This is a genomic window from Stenotrophomonas sp. 86428_Sma (assembly GCF_056481585.1).
The window spans coordinates 2,243,302-2,263,391 of the sequence record NZ_CM151156.1; the positions used below are offsets into that span (position 1 = coordinate 2,243,302).

At 67.2% G+C, this 20,090-nt stretch carries 15 protein-coding genes and 1 pseudogene; all 16 read right to left on the bottom strand.

All coding sequences use genetic code 11. The features are described from left to right. Positions 1 to 15: 15 nt before the first annotated feature. Positions 16 to 2,292, bottom strand: a complete 2,277-nt coding sequence (locus tag ACZK3J_RS10330) for a methyl-accepting chemotaxis protein (protein WP_121503193.1) — start codon at positions 2,290 to 2,292, stop codon at positions 16 to 18. Positions 2,293 to 3,273: 981 nt separating this feature from the next. Continuing rightward, a pseudogene (locus ACZK3J_RS10335) lies at positions 3,274 to 5,488 on the bottom strand (methyl-accepting chemotaxis protein); the annotation flags it as partial. 101 nt (positions 5,489 to 5,589) lie between these two features. Beyond that, on the bottom strand, positions 5,590 to 5,973 hold the full coding sequence (locus tag ACZK3J_RS10340) for a hypothetical protein (protein ID WP_006442858.1): 384 nt from the start codon (positions 5,971 to 5,973) through the stop codon (positions 5,590 to 5,592). Between the two features lie 136 nt (positions 5,974 to 6,109). Next, positions 6,110 to 6,601, bottom strand: coding sequence for a chemotaxis protein CheW (locus ACZK3J_RS10345; RefSeq protein WP_049401162.1), 492 nt, complete (start codon positions 6,599 to 6,601; stop codon positions 6,110 to 6,112). 243 nt (positions 6,602 to 6,844) lie between these two features. Beyond that, positions 6,845 to 7,618 carry a flagellar brake protein gene (locus ACZK3J_RS10350; RefSeq protein ID WP_049401200.1) on the bottom strand — a complete coding sequence of 258 codons (774 nt, stop codon included), beginning with the start codon at positions 7,616 to 7,618 and terminating at the stop codon, positions 6,845 to 6,847. A 158-nt stretch (positions 7,619 to 7,776) separates the two neighbouring features. Continuing rightward, positions 7,777 to 10,026 carry a methyl-accepting chemotaxis protein gene (locus tag ACZK3J_RS10355; RefSeq protein ID WP_478476875.1) on the bottom strand — a complete coding sequence of 750 codons (2,250 nt, stop codon included), beginning with the start codon at positions 10,024 to 10,026 and terminating at the stop codon, positions 7,777 to 7,779. Between the two features lie 352 nt (positions 10,027 to 10,378). Then, on the bottom strand, positions 10,379 to 12,367 hold the full coding sequence (locus ACZK3J_RS10360; protein WP_478476876.1) for a chemotaxis protein CheA: 1,989 nt from the start codon (positions 12,365 to 12,367) through the stop codon (positions 10,379 to 10,381). Positions 12,368 to 12,412: 45 nt separating this feature from the next. Further along, on the bottom strand, positions 12,413 to 12,778 hold the full coding sequence (locus ACZK3J_RS10365; protein WP_005409521.1) for a response regulator: 366 nt from the start codon (positions 12,776 to 12,778) through the stop codon (positions 12,413 to 12,415). Further along, positions 12,775 to 13,083, bottom strand: coding sequence for an STAS domain-containing protein (locus ACZK3J_RS10370; RefSeq protein ID WP_014037092.1), 309 nt, complete (start codon positions 13,081 to 13,083; stop codon positions 12,775 to 12,777). The genes ACZK3J_RS10365 and ACZK3J_RS10370 overlap by 4 nt, the downstream gene beginning before the upstream one ends. A gap of 285 nt (positions 13,084 to 13,368) precedes the next feature. Next, positions 13,369 to 14,571 (bottom strand): chemotaxis protein CheW, encoded by a 1,203-nt coding sequence (locus tag ACZK3J_RS10375; protein ID WP_478476878.1) that lies wholly within the window; start codon positions 14,569 to 14,571, stop codon positions 13,369 to 13,371. Further along, positions 14,568 to 15,350, bottom strand: a complete 783-nt coding sequence (locus ACZK3J_RS10380; RefSeq protein WP_071229213.1) for a ParA family protein — start codon at positions 15,348 to 15,350, stop codon at positions 14,568 to 14,570. The genes ACZK3J_RS10375 and ACZK3J_RS10380 overlap by 4 nt, the downstream gene beginning before the upstream one ends. Before the next feature lie 4 nt (positions 15,351 to 15,354). Next, positions 15,355 to 16,371 carry a flagellar motor protein MotD gene (gene motD, locus ACZK3J_RS10385; RefSeq protein ID WP_032129222.1) on the bottom strand — a complete coding sequence of 339 codons (1,017 nt, stop codon included), beginning with the start codon at positions 16,369 to 16,371 and terminating at the stop codon, positions 15,355 to 15,357. A 1-nt stretch (position 16,372) separates the two neighbouring features. Next, positions 16,373 to 17,113: a flagellar motor protein gene (locus tag ACZK3J_RS10390; RefSeq protein WP_010482457.1), complete on the bottom strand. Its 741-nt coding sequence runs from the start codon at positions 17,111 to 17,113 to the stop codon at positions 16,373 to 16,375. Between the two features lie 101 nt (positions 17,114 to 17,214). Then, positions 17,215 to 19,047 carry a chemotaxis protein CheA gene (locus tag ACZK3J_RS10395; protein ID WP_049401174.1) on the bottom strand — a complete coding sequence of 611 codons (1,833 nt, stop codon included), beginning with the start codon at positions 19,045 to 19,047 and terminating at the stop codon, positions 17,215 to 17,217. A gap of 2 nt (positions 19,048 to 19,049) precedes the next feature. Next, on the bottom strand, positions 19,050 to 19,655 hold the full coding sequence (locus ACZK3J_RS10400; RefSeq protein ID WP_006442968.1) for a protein phosphatase CheZ: 606 nt from the start codon (positions 19,653 to 19,655) through the stop codon (positions 19,050 to 19,052). Continuing rightward, entirely contained in the window at positions 19,655 to 20,047 is a 393-nt protein-coding gene (gene cheY, locus ACZK3J_RS10405; protein ID WP_164087913.1) for a chemotaxis response regulator CheY, read from the bottom strand. The genes ACZK3J_RS10400 and cheY overlap by 1 nt, the downstream gene beginning before the upstream one ends. Between the last annotated feature and the right edge of the window lie 43 nt (positions 20,048 to 20,090).

The following is a 20,090-nucleotide window of genomic DNA, read 5'->3' on the forward strand; positions in this document are numbered from 1 at the left end:
CGCCGCGGGTGGGTCTCAGAATTCCTGCCAGTCGCTGTCGCTGGCGACGAAGGTGTTGGCGTTGCTGCCGGTGCGGCGAACCGGTGCTGGCGTCGGAGCCGGCCGCGGACGCGCCACGGCGGCGGCGACATGCACCGGCTCGACACGCGCGGCCACTGCCTTCATCGCGGCCGAGACCTGGTTGTCCAGGCGGAAGATCGCCACGGCGTCGGCCAGCTGGCCAGCCTGTTCTTCCATCGCACGTGCGGCGGCGGTGGCTTCTTCCACCAGCGCAGCATTCTGCTGGGTGGTTTCGTCCATCTGCACCACGGTCTGGTTGACCTGCTCGATGCCGGCCGACTGCTCCTGCGAAGCCGCGGAGATCTCGGCCATGATGTCGGTCACGCGCTGCACCGAGGCGACGATCTCGCCCATGGTGCTGCCGGCCTGGTGCACCAGGCTGGAGCCTTCGGCGACCTTGCCGACCGAATCATCGATCAGGCCCTTGATCTCCTTGGCCGCGGCGGCCGAGCGCTGGGCGAGGGTACGCACTTCGCTGGCGACCACGGCGAAGCCACGGCCCTGTTCGCCGGCACGTGCGGCTTCCACTGCGGCGTTCAGCGCCAGGATGTTGGTCTGGAAGGCGATGCCGTCGATGACCGAGATGATCTCGGCGATCTTCTTCGACGAGGCTTCGATGGCCGACATGGTGTTGACCACCTGGCCGACCACGCTGCCGCCTTGAGAAGCAACACCCTGCGCGCCGATCGCCAGCTGATTGGCCTGGCGGGCGTGCTCGGCGTTCTGGCGCACGGTGGAGGTCAGCTCCTCCATCGACGCGGCGGTTTCTTCCAGGTTGGCGGCTTGCTGCTCGGTACGGCGCGACAGGTCACTGTTGCCCGAGGCGATCTCGCCGGCGGCGAGGGTGATGCTGGACGCGCTGGCCTGGATCTGGCCGACGATCTGGGTCAGCTGGGTGACGGTGGTGTTGGCGTCGTCCCGCATGCGTGCGAACACGCCCTGGTAGTCGCCGTGCATGCGCGCGGTCAGGTCGCCTTCGGCGATGGCCGACAGCAGCTGCGAGAGCTTGCCGAGGTTGTCATCGCTGACCGCCATCATCGCGTTGAGGTTTTCCAGCATCAGGCGGAAATCGTGATCGAAGCGCTGCGCGTCGCCACGGCGGCTGAAGTCGCCTGCGGCGGCGGCACTGGCCAGCTGCTTGATCTCGGCGTTGATGCGGCCGAGGTTGGCCTTGACCGTGTCGACGGTGGTGGTCATCGCGGCCTTCTCGCCGGGGTAGCGCGCGACGTCGCGGCTCAGATCGCCCACCGCGTACTGCTGCACCACGTCCAGCACATCGTGCAGGGTCTGCACGTGGCCGCCGACCAGGGCATTGGTTTCCTGCACCATCAGCCCGTACTCGCCGGGGAAGGCGCTGGCATCGATGCGGTAGCTCAGTTCGCCGCCGTCGTGGCGACGCGCCATCTCGCGCTGGCCGCTGATCACCGCGTGCAGCTGCTGCTGCATGCCGGACATGGCGTCCAGCAGGCGGCCGGTCTCGTCATGCGGCTGCGGGCCGATGTGGCTGTCCAGCTTGCCGCGGGCGATACCCTCGGCGACGGCCGTTGCCTGCTTCAGCGGTACGGCGATGCGGTTGCCGATGAGCCAGCTCAGGGCCAGCACGATCAGTACCAGCACGCCACCGGAGACGGCCATGATGGCGGTGAACACCAGTGCCTGCTTCTGCACGTCGTCCATGTAGACGCCACTGCTGACCACCCAGTTCCAGGGCGCGAACAGGCCGGCGTAAGCCACCTTCTCGACCTCGCCCTTGCTGCCGGGCTTGGCCCAGCGGTAGTTGACGAAGCCGCCACCGGCCTTGGCTGCTTCCACCTGGTCGTAGTAGATGCGCACGCCGTCGTCGGTGCGGAAATCCTTCATGTCCTTGCCGACCAGGTCCTTGCGGAACGGGTGCATCAGCAGGCGGTAGCCGGTGTCGTAGATGTTGAAGTAGTAGGCATCGTTATCGGCGCGCATCACTTCCAGGGCCTGCAGGGCAGCGGCCTTGGCAGCGTCCTCGCTGAGCTCGCCGGTACCGGCCAGGCGATGGTAGTGCTGGAGGATGCCGTAGCTGAGTTCGACCTGGGTCTTCAGCGCGGTCTTGCGGGTCTCGGTCAGGTCGAGGTACTGCATGCGGGCGGCGATCACCGAGAGCGCGATCACGCCAAGCGCGATGAGCAGCGTCAGCAGGTTGAGCTTGCGCCGGACGGAGAGGTTGCTGAAGTAGTGTTGCCAGCGATGCATGAGATTCATCGAGCAGGACCAGGTCGAAGCGGGCGGGCGGCGCCGTGCCGGTCACAGCGGGACAAGCGGTGACAACCCCGTTATCGGCCGCGCGGGCGGGGGATTGAGGTGCGGTGTCCGAACGTATTCAGGTTTCCTTGCAGCGGCGGCTGCGGCGCTGCCTGCGGCAGGCTTTTGAAGCAACAGCAACAGCAACAGCAACAGCAACGGCGGTTGGTCGGCTCTGAATTTTCAGTGGGTGGCTGGATCGGGGTGGGCTGGCGGGACACGCCGTAAACCCCGCTCCGCGGTCCGGCCCAGCCGCTGGCGGCTGGGCGTTCGGGCGCTTGCGAAGCAGTGCTTCGCAAGCAAAGCGCCCTCACCCTTGGGGGCTCGATGGCGCCATCCATGGCGCCAACGGTCCCGCCAGCCCACCCCGACCCAGCCCTCTCGGCATTCCTGTGACGGACGGCAAGAGCGTTGGGTTTCCAGGTGGGAAGAGGGGGCAGATCCGTTTTCCTGCGGAAAGCGAATCTGAACCCGGAAGCGGTGCTGTTGCTCTTGCTCTTCTTTCTTCAATCCGGGGTGGACGCGCACGGAAACTGTCCGTGGCCGGGAGGGTGGGCTGCGCAGGGGCGTGAGCCGCATGGATGCGGCGACCGAGCTTACATGGACGTACTTGCAGCGGCCCCTGCGCAGCCCACCCTCCCGGCCAACCCTCAGTAGCCACGCGCCTACCGCGACCACCCCGAGGGGCTTCGCCGTTGGCTGGATATCCAGATACCCCGTAAACAAAAACGCCCCAGCGCAGGGCCAGGGCGTTCTCGTAAGTCAGGTCAGGCAGGCATCAGAACTCCTGCCAGTCTCCATCGGCCAGTTCGGTGGCCATGGGGCGACCACCGGCGGTGCGGCGGGCCGGCGAGGCGACCGGGGCCGGTGCGGCCGGTGCGGCAGCACGCGGGGCCGGGGCAGCGGCGATGCGCGGGGCAACCACGGTTTCGGCTTCATCCACCACGAAGATCGACACGGCCTCGCTGAGGTGACCGGCCTGTTCTTCCATTGCGCGTGCGGCGGCGGTGGCTTCTTCCACCAGCGCGGCGTTCTGCTGGGTGGTTTCGTCCATCTGCACCACGGTCTGGTTGACCTGCTCGATGCCAGCACTCTGTTCCTGCGAAGCCGCGGAGATCTCGGCCATGATGTCGGTCACGCGCTGCACCGATGCGACGATCTCGCCCATGGTCGCGCCGGCCTTGTGCACCAGCGCCGAGCCGTCATTGACCTTGCCGACGGAGTCGTCGATCAGGCCCTTGATCTCCTTCGCGGCAGCGGCCGAGCGCTGGGCGAGAGTACGCACTTCGCTGGCGACCACGGCGAAGCCACGGCCCTGTTCACCGGCACGCGCGGCTTCCACTGCGGCGTTCAACGCCAGGATGTTGGTCTGGAAGGCGATGCCGTCGATGACCGAGATGATCTCGGCGATCTTCTTCGACGAGGCTTCGATGGCCGACATGGTGGTGACCACCTGGCCGACCACTTCACCGCCCTGCGAGGCGACGCCATGCGCGCCGATGGCGAGCTGATTGGCCTGGCGGGCGTGTTCGGCGTTCTGGCGCACGGTGGAGGTCAGCTCCTCCATCGAGGCGGCGGTTTCTTCCAGGTTGGCGGCCTGCTGCTCGGTGCGGCGCGACAGGTCACTGTTGCCCGAGGCGATCTCGCCGGCGGCCGAGCTGATCGCGCGGCTGGACTGCTTGATGCGGGTGACGATCTCGCTCAGCTGCGCGGCGGTCGCGTTGGCGTCGTCTCGCATACGGGCGAACACGCCCTGGTAGTCACCGTGCATGCGCACGGTCAGGTCACCCTGCGACAGTGCGGCGAGCAGGCCGGAGATCTGTTCGATGCTGCCGGCGTTGGCGTCGAGCAGGCCGTTGATCTGCTGGGCCAGCTGCAGGAAGAAGCCTTCCTTGTCGCTGGAATCGATGCGGCCGGACAGGTCGCCGGCAGCGGCCTGGGCGATCACGCGGGCCACTTCGGCTTCCACCTGCGCTTCCTGGGTGCGGTCGCGCCATTCCACCACGTAGCCGACGGTGTCGCCGCCTTCATTGCGGATGGTGGAAACCACCTGGGCGAACTGGGCATCGCCGTACTGCATCGGGCGACGGGCGACGCCGTGTGCCTTCAGGTTGCCCAGCAGGGTCTGGTCCATCTCGCCGCGATGCTCCAGCACAGTGACCGGCTTGCCGATCAGCGAGGCCTGCGCGTCGAAGTCCGGCAGGTCGCGGCGCACGTCGTCCTGGTACTGGCTCAGGGTCTGCTGCAGGGCGCGATTGGTGTAGACGATGGTATTGCTGGTGTCGGTCAGGTACACGCCGGTGGAGCTGTAGTCCAGCGCGGTGCGGATGCGCAGGTTCTCGCGGGCGATGGCCTGGTCGGTTTCGGTGCGCTCGCGCAGGTCGCGCTGCATGCGCTGCATCGCCTGCATCAGTTCGCCCACTTCGTCCTGGCGGCTGACGTCGATGTGGCCATCGAGCTTGCCGCCGGCCACATCGTTGGCAACCGAGACGGCGCCGCGCACGCTGCCGACCAGGGCCCGGGCAAACAGCCAGACAAGCACCAGGCCGAGTGCGGCGCCGCCCAGCAGAGCGATCACGGTCAGCACGGCCGAGGCGGAGTAGGTGGATTCGGCCTCTTCGCGCGAGGCGCGGGCGAGGCGGTTGTCTTCGGCGATCAGCGCTTCCAGCGCCGAAGCGGCCTTGCGGTGCTTGGTGCGGGTCTCGCCGACGAAGGTATCGATGGCGTCGTCCGGCAGGTCCAGTTCCAGCATCTCGGTGACGCTGTCATAGGAGGCCAGGGCGTCCTTCCATTCCTTGGCGAAGGTGTCGAACAGCTTCTTCTGCTGTGCGTTGTCGACCAGCTTCGGATAGTCCTTGATCGACTTGTCCATGCTGGTACGCAGCTCGACGGTCTGCTTGCGTGCATCAGCCTTGACGTCGTCACTGGCGCGGATCAGCTGCTGGTAGGCGGCGTTGCGGTATTCACCCAGCATGCCGCGCATCTCGCCGGCCATGCGGATGCTCTCCATGCGAGAACCCGCCAGCTCGGTGGTGACGTTGTTCAGCGAGTGCAGGCCGCGATAGGCGACGATACCCTGCAGCAGCATCACCAGCAGGAGGACACCGAAGGTCAGCAGCAGCTTCGGCATCAGTTTCAGGTTGTTGATCCACGGCATGGGCGTTGCGAGCTCCTAAGGCAGACGCGCCCGGGCATCGGGCCCGGTTGCAGCAGAAACCACGCCGGCACCAGGTCCGGCGTGGTTCGACGGACAGCGGATTACTTGATGTTGGCCAGCTTCAGGCCGGCCGGCGAGCTGACTTCGATTTCGGCGCGCGAGGCGTCGCGCTGGATCTTGCCGATCACGCAGACGGTCTTGCCTTCCAGGGTTTCCAGCGGGAAGGAGAACTTGCCGCGGTTCTCGCCAGCGATGCGGGCCGAGAAGGTGTGGCGCGGGAAGGCGCCGCCCATGTACAGGAAGGTCGGCTGGCCTTCGGAACCTTCTGCGTAGCGGGCCTTCTCGACCTTGCCGCAGACCATGCCGTCCTTGCCGACCGAGCGCGGTGCCAGTTCCGGCGGGATCATGTCGGCCGACTGGGCGAAAGCGGAGGACGCAGTGGTGGCCAGGACAGCGGCCGAAACGAACGCAAGCAGGGACTTCATCGAGGTGTATCTCCGGGGATGGTGATGGTCGTTCCGGTTCTGCGCGCTCCTGCGCGACCGGCTTCTGTCCCCCTATCGGCACTGCCGGAGGGAACTGAAGGGTTTTGTGACCAGAACGTGAAGCAGGTCCGTTCGATCAGGCAGCGGCGTCTTCAACGACGCTGGCCTGGCCCATGTCGGCGCTGTCCAGCAGGGTCTCGATGTCGAGCAGGATCAGCATGCGGTCGTCCTGCGTGCCGATGCCGGAGATGAAGCGGGTATCGACGGCGGCGCCGAATTCCGGGGTCGGGCGGATCTGCTCGGCCGACAGCGGGATCACGTCCGAGACGCTGTCGACGACGATGCCGACCACGCGGTCGTCGACGTTCAGCACGATCATCACGGTGAAGGCGTCGTAGCGGGCATCGTCCAGGCGCAGCTTCAGGCGCAGGTCGATCACCGGGACGATGGTGCCGCGCAGGTTGATCACGCCCTTGATGTAGTCCGGTGCATCCGGGACCCGGGTGACCGCGTCATAGCCGCGGATTTCCTGGACCTTGAGGATGTCCACGCCGTAGTGCTCGGCACCGAGGGTGAAGCTGAGGAATTCGCCACCGGCGCTGGCGGCGGAGCTGGTCTTGTCGTTCATCGAGGGGTCCTGGTTCTGCCGGAAGTCCCGGTGTCAGGCTCGATATCGGCCCCTCGTCGGGGGACTTTAGGTGCCGGGGGAAGGCATCCACGCATGGCGTGGATCTACCGGGGAAGATGGGGGCATCCGCGCATGGCGTGGATCTACACGGGAAGCGCTAGTGCCGGGCGCTGGCCGGCAACCTGGCAACAATGTGGATACGGTCATTGCCGGCCAGCGGCCGGCACTACCGGTCGGGAGGCCTTACAGCTCGCCGTTGCGGCGCGCCTTGCGCTGGCGGTCGATGCGGAAGATGTAGCGCTGGATGGCACTGTCGGCGCCACGCGGCAGGATGTCGAAGCGCATGCCCACGCGCTTGATCTCGATGCCATTGGGTTGGCGCTGCGGCAGCAGGTTGCAGACGACCAGCTCGATCTCCAGGTCGGGGCCGTCGGGCAGCGACAGCATCGCCGGGTAGCGCTTCTGCAGGCTGAACACCGCGCAGTCGGTAGGTACGGCCACCGCCAGGCCGCCGCCGCTGATGTCCACCACCCGCATCGAGAGCGCTTCGGCACGGCTCTCGCCGGCGGGGATCAGCAGCTGGGGCGAATCGGTGACTGGCGTTTCCAGCCGGTACATCTCACGTCGTTGCAGATGGACCAGTTCAATCGGCAGAGGGGCACGGAAGGCGACGTGGCCGTCGTTGTCCACACGCTGCAGTGCCTGCAGGCGGAACCGTACCAGCACGCGTTCGAGCTGGGCAAAGCACAGCAGATGGTCGGCCTGTTCGGCGGCGCGGTTGGACGCCTCCTGCGGGCTGCCATCGAGCAGCAGGGTGTCGTCGTCCTCGTCGAGTTCAAGCAGCGCGGTCGGGAACGAGCGGTCGCGGCCGTCGATATGCGCATTGATCAGTGATCGCTGGTCGATCAGCGATCGCAACAGCTGCCGCAGCTGGCGCGGATTACGGACCAGGAAACGTTCGTCAGCGGCATCAGCCGCGTGGACATCATGCACTGCAGTGTCGTTGCCGTCGGACATGGAATCTACGGTCGGGGGCGGGCGCCAGCACGCGTTGGCGCGAGGCTCAATGGGGATATCGGCCACTGTGCCCGATTATGAAGTGAGAATTGCATCACTTTCCATGCGTCAGGGGTCGGATCCCTTTCCCGAAGGAAAGGGATCCGACCCCGGGTACATCAGAACTCCTGCCAGTCGCCGTCTGCGGCCAGCGCCGGCTGGGCCGTCGCGGTGCGCAGCGTACGCGCCGGGACCGGCTTTGCGGCCGGTGCGGCGGCTGCGACCTGGCGCGGTACCGGTGCCGCCAGTGGGCGTGCCGGGATGGCCGTCGTGCCCTGTGATGCCAGCCGGAAGCGGGCCACGGCTTCACCCAGCTGCACGGCCTGGTCTTCCATTGCACGTGCAGCGGCGGTGGCTTCTTCCACCAGCGCCGCATTCTGCTGGGTGGTTTCGTCCATCTGCACCACGGTCTGGTTGACCTGCTCGATGCCGGCCGACTGCTCCTGCGAGGCGGCGGAGATCTCGGCCATGATGTCGGTCACGCGCTGCACCGAGGCGACGATCTCGCCCATGGTGCTGCCGGCCTGGTGCACCAGGCTGGAGCCTTCGGCGACCTTGCCGACGGAGTCGTCGATCAGGCCCTTGATCTCCTTGGCGGCCGCAGCCGAGCGCTGGGCGAGGGTGCGCACTTCGCTGGCGACCACGGCGAAGCCACGGCCCTGTTCACCTGCGCGGGCAGCTTCCACTGCAGCATTCAACGCCAGGATGTTGGTCTGGAAGGCGATTCCGTCGATGACCGAGATGATCTCAGCGATCTTCTTCGACGAGGCTTCGATGGCCGACATGGTCGTGACCACCTGGCCGACCACTTCACCGCCCTGCGAGGCGACGCCATGTGCGCCGATGGCGAGCTGATTGGCCTGGCGGGCGTGCTCGGCGTTCTGGCGCACGGTGGAGGTCAGTTCCTCCATCGACGCGGCGGTTTCTTCCAGATTGGCGGCCTGCTGCTCGGTACGGCGCGACAGGTCGCTGTTGCCTGAGGCGATCTCGCCAGCGGCGAGGGTGATGCTGGACGCGCTGGCCTGGATCTGGCCGACGATCTGGGTCAGCTGGGTGACGGTGGTGTTGGCGTCGTCACGCATGCGTGCGAACACGCCGTTGAACTGGCCGTCCATGCGCGCGGTCAGGTCGCCGGCGGCGATCGACTGCAGCAGCTGCGAGAGCTGGCCGAGGTTGCCGTCGGCGACCTGCATCATGCTGTTGAGCTGCTCGATCATCACGCGGAAATCGTGATCGAAACGCTGCGCATCACCGCGCTGGCTGAAGTCGCCTGCGGCGGCGGCACTGGCCAGCTGCTGGATCTGCGTGTTGATGGCCAGCAGGCTGGCCTTGGCCGCATCCATCGACTCGTGCAGGATCGCGCGGCTGCCGGGCAGGCGGCGTGCGTCCGGGGTGAGGTTGCCGGTGGCGTACTGGTTGAGCACGTCGATGGCGTCGCGGATCGCGTCGAGATGTTCGAAAATGACCGTGTTGATACCGCTGGCCAGCTGCCCATAGACGCCCGGGAAGTCTTCCGGAATGCGGTGGCTGATGTCTGGACCGGCGTGCATCTGCGCCATCAGCTGGGTCTGCTCGGAGAAGCGGCGCAGCATCGCGGTCATTTCGGTAGTGGCGGCCAGCATCTTGCCGGCTTCGTCCTTGCTGGTGGCCTGGGTGCTGACGCTGAGATCGCCACGGGCAACGGCCTGGATCGCGTGCACGGCCTTGCCGAGCGGGCCGGTGACGGCGCGCGAGATGATCGTCGCCAGCGCGGCCGCCACCAGCGACAGCAGCACGATGCAGCCGATGATGGCGATCATGCTGGCGCGGTGGGTGGCATTTGCATCGGCGATCTTGGCATCCATCAGGCCGGCGATATGGGTGCCGAGGGTCTTCATCGCAGCGAACAGGTCACGGCGGGCCGGGCGCGACTGTTCGTCGGAGATCTGCCGCGCCAAGGTGCCGTCGCCTGCCGCGACGGCTTCGCGCATGGCCTTGTTGGCAGCGAAGTAGCGGTCCAGCTGTACGTTGGCCGCAGCGTACAGCTCGCGCTCCTTGGCCAGGGCCGGCAGTGCCGAGTAGGCAGCCAGTTCGTCATGTACGGCCTTGGCGGTGCCGTCCATGCGCTTGTAGTAGTCGGCCACCTTGTCAGGCTGGTCGAGCATGCTCAACAGAGCCAGCTCGTAGGTGCGGAACTCGCCGAGTTGCGAGCGCGCCTCGCCGAGATGCTGCACCGAGGGAATATCGTTGCTGGCCATCTCGCCCAGTTGCTTGTTGGCCTCGTTGAGCCGCAGCAGTGCGAATGCGCCGAGGACGAGGGTCATCAAGGTGGTGAGGGTGAACCCCACGGCCAGCTTGCGGGCGATGGGCAGATCGTGGAACCACTTCATGCAGGGTGCTCCAGGTGGGCAGGGCGCCGGCGTCGTTGCGTCGGCTGGGGGTGGTTGCAGAGCGAACGGTGGTGCCCGGTGGGGGTTCGGTGACGGCCGTCAAAGCGAAATAGCGGCGCAGTTCGGATGGACTTTATGGACGCAGATCACATTCGGTTGCGTAGGGACGGCGGCGCGAAAGTGGCGCCATGACAGGGCTTTCGCTTGAACGGCAAGGTTGCGCCCGAAACCTTCGTGCAGACGGAGTTCACGGTATGCCTGGCGAAGCGAGCGCGGTCAGATCGTGGCCGTGCGCGCAAACGAAAACCGCCGCCCCGAAGGGCGGCGGCTCAGTGCACGCATGCAACGTGGATCAGGCGGCCTGCGGCATCCGCAGCGAACGCACCAGACCGCCGATGTCGACGATCAGGGCCACGCGGCCATCGCCAAGGATGGTGGCACCGGATACCCCGCCGATGCGGCGGTAGTTGTTCTCGATGTTCTTCACCACCACCTGCTGCTGACCGACCAGCTCGTCCACTTCCAGCGCAATCTTCTGGCCATCACCTTCAACCACCACCACCAGCGATTCGCTGCCCGGTGCGCGGTTGCCGTAGCCGTAGTACTCGCTCAGCGACAGGATCGGCAGATACTCGCCACGCACGCGCAGCACGCGGCCTTCGCCGGCCATGCTGCGGATGTCCTCGGCCTGCGGCTGCAGGGCCTCAAGCACATAAGCCAGCGGCAGGATCAGGGTTTCACCGGCCACTGCCACGGTCATGCCGTCGAGGATGGCCAGGGTCAGCGGCAGCCGGATCAGCGTGCGGGTGCCAGCGCCGAGGCTGCTTTCGATCTGGACCTCGCCCCCCAGTGCCTGGATGTTGCGGCGGACCACGTCCATGCCGACGCCACGGCCGGACAGGTCGGTGACTGCATCGGCGGTGGAGAAACCCGGCTGGAAAATCAGGTCCCAGACCTGCGAATCGGTCGGGTTGTCCGGCACCGCCAGGCCGCGTTCGGTGGCCTTGGCCAGGATCTTGGCACGGTCCAGGCCGCGGCCGTCGTCGCTGACTTCGATGACGATATGGCCACCCTGATGCGAGGCTGCCAGGGTGATCGTGCCGGTCTCGTCCTTGCCCGCATCACGTCGCACGTCGGGCATCTCCAGACCGTGGTCGATCGAGTTGCGCACCAGGTGCACCAGCGGATCGGCGATCTTTTCGATCAGGCCCTTGTCCAGTTCGGTGCCTTCGCCGACGGTGCGCAGGCGCACCTGCTTGCCGAGGCGGCTGGACAGGTCGCGGACCAGGCGCGGGAAGCGGCGGAACACCGCATCGACCGGCAGCATGCGCACGCCGATCACCGCTTCCTGCAGGTCGCGGGTGTTGCGTTCAAGCTGGTCCAGGCCGGCGAACAGGCTCTCGGCGTGGACCGGGTCCAGCGCGTGCGAGACCTGCTTGAGCATGGCCTGGGTGATGACCAGTTCGCCGACCAGGTTGATCAGCGCATCGACCTTGTCGACGCTGACCCGGATCGAGGTTTCGGCTTCCTGGCCGCCAGCGCTGCTGGCAGCGGCGGCGGGTGCCGCCGGTACAACGGCAGCCGGTGTGGAAGGGGCGGGTGTGGCAGGTGCCTCGGTGGCCAGGCTCGGCGGCGCAGCCGGACGGATGTCCAGTTCGCAGTCGTCCAGCACCCAGGCGAAGGTGTCTTCGATCTTGCTGCGCGGCACCTTGCCGACCAGACCCAGGTCCCACGCCAGGTGGGCCTCGAGCGGGTCGAGCTGGGCGAAGCCGGGCAGGCGTTCCATGCGCGCGGCGACCTGCAGCGAACCGAGATGTTCCAGTTCGCGGATGATGCGCAGCGGGTCGTTGCCGCTCATGAACAGCGATGGCGCCGGGGTGAAGCCGATCTGCCAGGCTTCCGGCGTATCGTCCACCTTGGCTGCGGCGGCCGCGGGGGCGCTCGCTGCGGCCTCCCCGGAAAGAACCGCCTCCAGGCGCGCCTTCACCGCAGCAACTGCGGCGGGATCGGCGGCCTGGCCGAGTTCGGCTTCGCGCAGCAGGGCGCGCAGCACGTCCACCGAGGACAGCATGGCGTCGACGGCGTGGCCTTCCAGCGCCCGCTTGCCGGCACGCAGCTCATCGAGCAGCGTTTCCAGCACATGGGTCAGGCCGGCGATCGCGTCGAAGCCGAAGGTGCCGGCGCCGCCCTTGATCGAGTGGGCGGCGCGGAACACCGAATTGATGATCTCCGCGTCCTGCTGCCCCGATTCCAGGGCCAGCAGGCCAGCCTCCATCGCGTCGAGGCCTTCGCGGCTCTCCTCGAAGAAGGTGGCGTGGAAGCGTTGCAGGTCCATGCTCATGGCAGTGGTGGTCCGGAAGCGAAGAGGGGGAGCGGTGGCGGGCGATCAGCCCAGCACTTTCTGCACGGTGGCGACCAGCTGTTCCGGATTGAACGGCTTGACCAGCCAGCCGGTGGCACCGGCGGCCTTGCCTTCGGACTTCTTGTCGGCGGCCGATTCGGTGGTCAGCATCAGCAGCGGCGTGAACTTGTAGTCCGGCAGCTGGCGCAGTTCGCGGATCAGCGCGATGCCGTCCATGTTCGGCATGTTGACGTCGGTGACTACCGCATTGAAGCGCTGGCCCTTGGCGCGACCGAGCGCGACCGCGCCGTCTTCAGCTTCTTCGACGGCAAAACCGGCCGAGGTGAGGGCGAAGGACACCATCTGGCGCATTGACGCCGAATCGTCCACCACCAAGATACGTGCGCTCATGCAGCGTTCTCCACAGATTTCAGGTTGTCATGGGTTACGTCCAGGCCCAGGGCCTGGGTGACGCCCAGCAGGCGCGCGGCGTCACGGAAGGTTGCAGTGCAACCGTGGAAGCCGGTGCCGAGGCCTGCCTCGCGGCGGGCCTGCACGAACGCACACAGCACCTGCACGGCGGCCGTGTGGATGCGGGCGACCTGGCTGGCATCCAGGGTCAGCTCGCCTGCCTGCGCCACCAGCGGGGCGAGGCGGTTCTTGAGCTCGGTGGTGCTCTCGATGCCGAGATCCCCACCCAGTTCGACAGTGCTCATCGTTGCTCCGGACAAACGGTTCCGTGATCCATAACGGCACCCCGGTGGGGTTCTTTAGGGGAATCGACGCGGTGCGTCGATGCGGGCGCTGTTGAAAAGGGGACGGAGGGGATTAAGTCGCAACTGGCTCGGCGCTTTGCGCCGATGCGGTGCCTGTCGGGGACGCAAGGCATTGATCCGTTGGATCAATACCTTACGTCCCCACTGCGTGGTCGCCGTTGCCGAGGGTGGCTGCGGGAGAGCCTGGTCGATTGCGACTTAATCCCCTCCGTCCCCTTTTTTCGTTCAACTCAACAGCCGGGTGGCATCCAGCAGGATCATCGGGCGCTGGCTGACCCGGGCGACGCCACGGAACAGGTCGTTGGAGATCTGGCAGATGCGCGCGGTATCGGGCGGCTCGATCTGCGAGTCGGTGAGGTTGGCGACATCTTCCACTGCCGACACGCGCAGGCCGATGGTCTCGCCGTCTTCTTCCAGCACCACGATGCGGGTCTGTGAGTCGTCTTCGGCGGCCGCGGCGCCCAGGTGCAGGCCGAGGTCCATCACCGGTACCACCTGGCCACGCAGGTTCATGATGCCCAGCATGGCCGGCGCAGTGCCGCGCAAGGGCAGCAGCGGCACTGGCAGCACCACTTCCTGCACTTTCAGCAGTTCCAGTGCATAGGCCTGGGTGCCGCAGCGCAGGCGCAGCCAGCGCGAGGTGCGCTCGCCGGCGCGTCGGTTCTGCGGATGCGGGCTGCTGGCGGGCCGATGTGCCTGTGCCTGCAGCTCCTGCCAGCTGCTCGGGCGGTTGCCTGCTGGCGCGTCCACGGCCACGCGCGGTGGCGGCGCGGCACCGGTGTGTGCAACTGGAGCGGGTGCTGCGACCACGGCCGCTGGTGGCGCAGGAACGTCCTCGCCGCCGGCAGCGGCCTCGAACGCGGCCTCCAGGCCGGGGCTGTCGGTGTGGGCGAGTCGATGGCTGTCGGCCGGATCGGTCTCGTAGATCACTTCGTCCGGCAGGTCGTCCCATGTAGGTTCCGGGCCAGACTTGGCGGTGGCGGGAGCAGGGGCCGTCTCGTGGATCACCTCGTCAGGCAGGTCATCCCAGGTCGGTTCGCGCTCGGGGGCGACGACAGGCATCGCGGCGGCCTCGAAGGCGGCCTCCAGTGCTGCGTCGTCCTCTGCCGCTGCAGCAGCAACAGTCTCCGTTTCGTAGATCACTTCGGCGGGCAGATCGTCCCAGGTGGGTTCGCGCTCAGCCGTTGCGGCCGCGTCGAAGGCGGCTTCGAGTGCGGCGTTGTCGACGGCAGGCGCAGCGGCGACGGTCTCGGTTTCGTAGATCACCTCGGCCGGTAGGTCATCCCAGGTCGGCTCGCGTTCGGCGTCGGCTGCAATTGCCGGGGACGCTTCGTCGCTCGCCGGCGGCGGTGCAGCCGGTGGTGCCGCGGCGATCGCTTCGCCCAGCAGTTCGTCCAGGTAGTCGTCCAGTACACCGGTGCTGTTCATGCGGCCTGCTCCAGGGCGCGGGCATCCTCGCCGAGGATCCAGTTCAGCGCGCGGCGATAGGCGGCCAGGCCGCGGCCCGGGTAATCCTCACCAACGCTCGGCAGGGTCAGGCCGGCGGCATTGCTGATGCGGGTATCGATCGGGATCGCGTCTTCCCATACGCGCGCGCCATGACGGTCCTGCATGGTCCGCAGCGACTCGTTGCCGGCGCGGGTGCGTCGATCGAACAGGGTCGGCAGGATCGAGATCGGCAGCGGGCGGCGGCGCGAGCGTTCGACCATCTCGCCGGTGCGGACCATGCCGTCCAGGCCATGCAGGGCCAGCGGCTCGGCCTGGGTGGGGATGATCAGGCGATCGGCTGCGGCCAGCGCATTGATCATCAACAGGCCGAGGGTGGGCGCGCAGTCCAGCAGGATGTAGTCGTGCTGGCCCTGGTGGCGCGCAAGCGCATTCTGCAGTGCCAGGCCAAGGCCGGGCTGGTTGGCGCTGCGGCGTTCCAGCGTGGCCAGCGCGGACTGTGCGCAGACATAGTCCAGGCCATGGATGCTGCTGGCATGGCACAGGCTGGAAAGATCGGCGGGCGGGGCGCCGAACAGCTCCAGCACGCCAGCCGGCGGCGGGTCCACCGGTACGCCGAACGCGCGGCTGAGCGAGGCGTGCGGATCGAGGTCGATCAACAGCACGCGATGGCCAAGTGCGGCCAGTCCGCGGCCGAGGGCGAGGGTGGTGGTGGTCTTGCCGACTCCGCCCTTCTGGTTGGCGACTGCCCAGATGCGCATCGGATTACTCCTTCATTGCCGGGGGAACGGCGGCGCCGACGCGGCTGCCAGCCGGCACCGGCGGCAACTTCACCGGTGCGATGGGGGAGGTGGGGGCGGTAGCCGGAGTTGCCGCGGCTTGTTCGGTATCGGTGTTCCGGGTGGCACCGGTGGCTGCGTTCAGGCGCTGGCCGAGCGGGTCCACCGAGTGCGAGGTGTCTGCCAGGATGATGACCATCACCCGGCGGTTGCGGTTGCGGCCCTGCGCGCTGTCGTTCTCTTCGCGCGGGCGGAACTGGCCGTAGCCGACCATCGCCAGCCGCGACGGCTGCACGCCCTGGTCGGCGAACAGGTGCACCACGCTGGCCGCGCGCCCGGCCGACAGTTCCCAGTTCGACGGGAAGGTGGCGGTGGCGATCGGTACGTTGTCGGTGTGGCCTTCCACGCGCACGCTGTTGGGTACGTCGCGCAGGACCTCGGCCAGGCTGGCCAGGGTCTGCCGCGCATGCACGTCCAGCGCCGCCGAGCCGGTGGGGAACAGGATGTCGCTGTTGATCTCGACTTCGATCCACAGCTCGGTGCGGCGCACGCTGATCATGCCGCGGTCGATCAGCGGCGCGAGCGCGGCGGTCAGGCGGTCGGCGATGCTGTTGAGCTGGCGCTCGGCGCGCGCGATCTGCTCCTGGTTGTGCACCGAAACAGGCATGCGCATCTGCGAGGCCATCGACGGCAGCAGGGTCGGGTCGTGCGACGGCGCAGGCGCCGAGGGCCCGATCTTGGTGCCGGACTTGATCACCGAAGGGCTGTCCCAGCCGCCACCCTGCACCTGCTTGTTGCCGACCTGTACCGGATTGATCGTGCGCGGCGCGCCCCCGAAGGCATCGGTCAGCGCGTCGGCCATGATCCGGTACTTGCCTTCGTTCACCGAGGAAATCGCGTACATGACCACGAAGAAGGCGAGCAGCAGCGTCATCAGGTCGGCATAGGGGATCGCCCATGCTTCGTGGTTGGCGTGTTCTTCGTGGTGCTTGCGGCGGGCCATGTCAGTGCAGGAAGCCGGAGAGGTTGGTTTCGATGTTGCGCGGGTTTTCGCCCTGGGCGATCGAGATCAGGCCTTCGATTACCATTTCGCGGTCGCGGGTGTTGTGCGAGATCACACTCTTGAGCTTGGCGGCCACCGGCAGGAACAGCAGGTTGGCCGAGGCGATGCCGTAGATGGTGGCGGTGAACGCTGCGGCGATGCCGTGGCCAAGCTTGCTCGGGTCGGCCAGGTTCTTCATCACCGCGATCAGGCCAAGCACGGCACCGATGATGCCCAGCGTCGGTGCATAGATGCCCATCGCTTCGAAGACCTTGGCACCGGCCTGGTCCTGGTGTTCCTGGCTGCCCAGTTCGATTTCCAGCATGTGCCGCATCGATTCGGGCTCGACGCCGTCCACCAGCAGCTGCAGGCCCTTGCGCAGGAATGGGTCCTGCTGCGCTTCCACCTGCGATTCCAGGCCCAGCAGGCCCTGGCGGCGGGCGATGTTGCTCCACTCGACGATCTGCTGGATCAGTTCGCGGCGATCGCTGTGCGGCGGGCGCACGACCCAGCGCACGATCTTGAAGGCATGCTTGAACACCGCCGGCGAGGTGTGCAGCAGGATCGCGGCGACGGTGCCGACGATGACGATCACGAACGCCGCAGGCGACCACAACGACGCCAGGCCGGCGCCCTTGAGGATGCTGCCGCCGACCAGCGAGGCCAGGGCGAGAAAGAGTCCAATGAGGCTGAGTCTATCCATGGTTCCGGTATCGGCGTGTATGAATGGGACTTGAGACACCGGTAGATCGCGTACAGACGGTAGTCACAGTTTTCGGGGCGCCGGGCATGGCCCGGCGGGGTTCATCGCAGCCCGTCCACGTCCAGGATCAGCGCCATGCGACCATCGCCGATCAAGGTTGCACCGGCATAACCGCGCAGGCCGCGCAGCGCTTTCGGCAGCGGCTTGATGACCACTTCCTCACGCCCGCGTACCTGGTCCACGACCAGCCCGAAGCGCGCTTCGCCAGCCTGCAGCACCACGATGGTCAGCAGCGGCGAGGCGGCCGGCGTCACATCCAGCCACTGGCGCAGATCGACCAGCGGCAGCGTGTGCGAGCGGCGGTCGAGCACGGCACGGCCATCGAACCAGCCCAGCGAGGTGCGCGGCGCGTGCAGCACTTCCATCACGCGGGCCAGCGGCAGCGCATAGACGTCCTCGCCGGCCTGCACCAGCAGGGTCGGCAGGATCGCCAGGGTCAGCGGCACGCGGATCAGGAAGCGGCTGCCACGGCCCAGTTCCGACTGGATCTGGATCTGGCCGCTCAGTTCGCGGATGCGTGACTGCACCACGTCCATGCCGACGCCACGACCGGAGATGTCGGTGACCTGCTGCTTGGTCGAGAAGCCGGGCAGGAACACCAGGTGCAGGCACTCCTCGCTGCTCAGGCGGGCGGCGGCTTCCGGATCGATCAGGCCCTTCTCGCGCGCCTTGGCACGCAGCTTTTCCGGGTCGATGCCGGCGCCATCGTCCTGCACCTCGATGCTGACGTAGTCGCCTTCCTGCTGTGCCGACAGGCGCACATGGCCCATCCGTGGCTTGCCCTGTGCCTCGCGCAGGTCGGGCATTTCCACGCCATGGTCGATGGCGTTGCGGACCAGGTGCACCAGCGGGTCGGCCAGCGCTTCGACCAGGTTGCGGTCGAGCTCGGTCTCGGCGCCGATCAGTTCCAGGTCCACTTCCTTCTTCAGCGAGCGGGCGACGTCGCGGGCAACCTTGGGGAAGCGCGAGAACACCTTGCCCACCGGCTGCATGCGGGTGCGCATCACTGCCGACTGCAGGCGGGCGGTGGCGATATCCAGAGTGGACACGGCCCGGTCCAGCTCTTCATCGCGCAGGCGTGCACGCAGGGTCTTGAGCCGATTGCGTGACAGCACCAGTTCGCCGATCAGGTTGACGATCGCGTCCAGGCGCTTGGTGTCCACGCGCACGGTATGTTCGGCCTCGGCCAGCGGCTTGGCGGCCGGCTTCGCCGCCGGTGCCGGTGCGGCGACCGGGCGCGGCGCTGCGATCGGTGCCGGTGCCACCACGGCCGCAGGCTTGGTGCCCGGTGCCGCGCCACCGTGCAGCTGGTCGAGCAGGGCTTCGAACTCGTCTTCGCTGATCAGTCCGTCGTCGGCCTTCTTCGCTGGCGCGACCGCGGTCGGCGCGTTGCCACCATGCAGCTGGTCGAGCAGAGCCTCGAATTCGTCGTCGGTGATCAGGTCGCTGCCACCCGCGGTGGGTGCTGCTGCGGCGGCGGGTGCAGCCACGGCACCGCCGTGCACGTCGAACTGTGCGATCAGGTCCGGCGGCGCATAGCCCGGCTCGGTGCCGGAGGAAACCGCGTCCAGCATCGACTGCAGGTAGTCCAGCGATTGCTGGGCCGCGTCGAAGTGGTGGGCCTGCAGCACGGCCTGGCCGGCACGTGCGGCGCCCAGCGCCTCTTCAGCGGCATGGCACAGCTCTACCATGGCGGTGACGCCGAGGAAGCCGGCGCCGCCCTTGAGCGTGTGGTAGCCGCGGAACACCGCGTTGAGCTGGTCGCTGTCCTGCGGTGCCTGCTCCAGCGACACCAGCTGTTCGCCGAGGCGATCCAGGATCTCCTGCGCCTCGATGATGAAATCGGCAGTGATGTCGTCGGATACCGCGCTCATGCTTACAGCCCCAGATCCGACAACAGGTCGTCGGCGTCGTTCTGCGAGACCGCGTGGCGGTCCAGTCCCTTCAGTGCCGGCCCGGCCAGTTCCGGGTCGGTGCGATGCTGTTCCGGCGGCAGGCCGAGCGCGCCGAAGCCTTCGTGCACGCGGCGGACGATGCCGACCACGCGACGGATGATCTGCCCGGTCAGGTCCTGGTAGCTCTGGGTCAGGGCGATCTCGGTCAGGTTGTGGCGGATGCGCTCGAGCTGCGCGTCCTGGCCCGGCTGCAGGCCTTCGGCGCGCAGCTGTTCGGTCAGGCTGCGGCATTCCTCGGCCAGGTCCAGGGTGCGGTGCGTGGCCTGTTCGGTCATCGCCACCACGTGGTCCAGTCGCGCGCAGGCGTCGTCCAGTTCGCCGGCTTCGCTCGGCACGGTCGGCAGTTCGCCCAGCGCCTGTCCCAGCTCGCGGGCCAGCCGCGAGAGGCCGCTCATCATCGGCTGCGTGCGCAGCGCGACCAGCCCGTCGATGCGCTGCCGCCAGGCGGCCTCGTCACCGGATTCGAGCGCGTCCAGAGCCTCCTGCAGGCGCAGGGCGAGGGCGTTCTTGTCGACCGTGGTATCCATCAGACGCTGGCCGCCAGGCGTTCGAAGATCTTGCCGAGCTTCTCTTCCAGCGTCTGCGCGGTGAACGGCTTGATGATGTAGCCGTTCACACCGCTCTGGGCGGCTTCGATGATCTGCTCGCGCTTGGCTTCTGCCGTGACCATCAGCACCGGCAGGGTCTTCAGCTTGGCATCGGCACGGATCGCCTTGAGCAGCTCGATGCCGGTCATCACCGGCATGTTCCAGTCGGTGACCACGAAATCGAACGGCTGGCTCTGCAGCAGCGACAGCGCGGCATGCCCGTCCTCGGCTTCGGCGGTATTGGTGAAGCCCAGATCGCCCAGCAGGTTCTTGACGATTCGACGCATGGTCGAGAAGTCGTCGACGATCAGGATGCGCATGTTCTTGTTCAAAGCAGAATTCCTTTGTTGTTCATTCCGGACGGCCGGGGGCAGC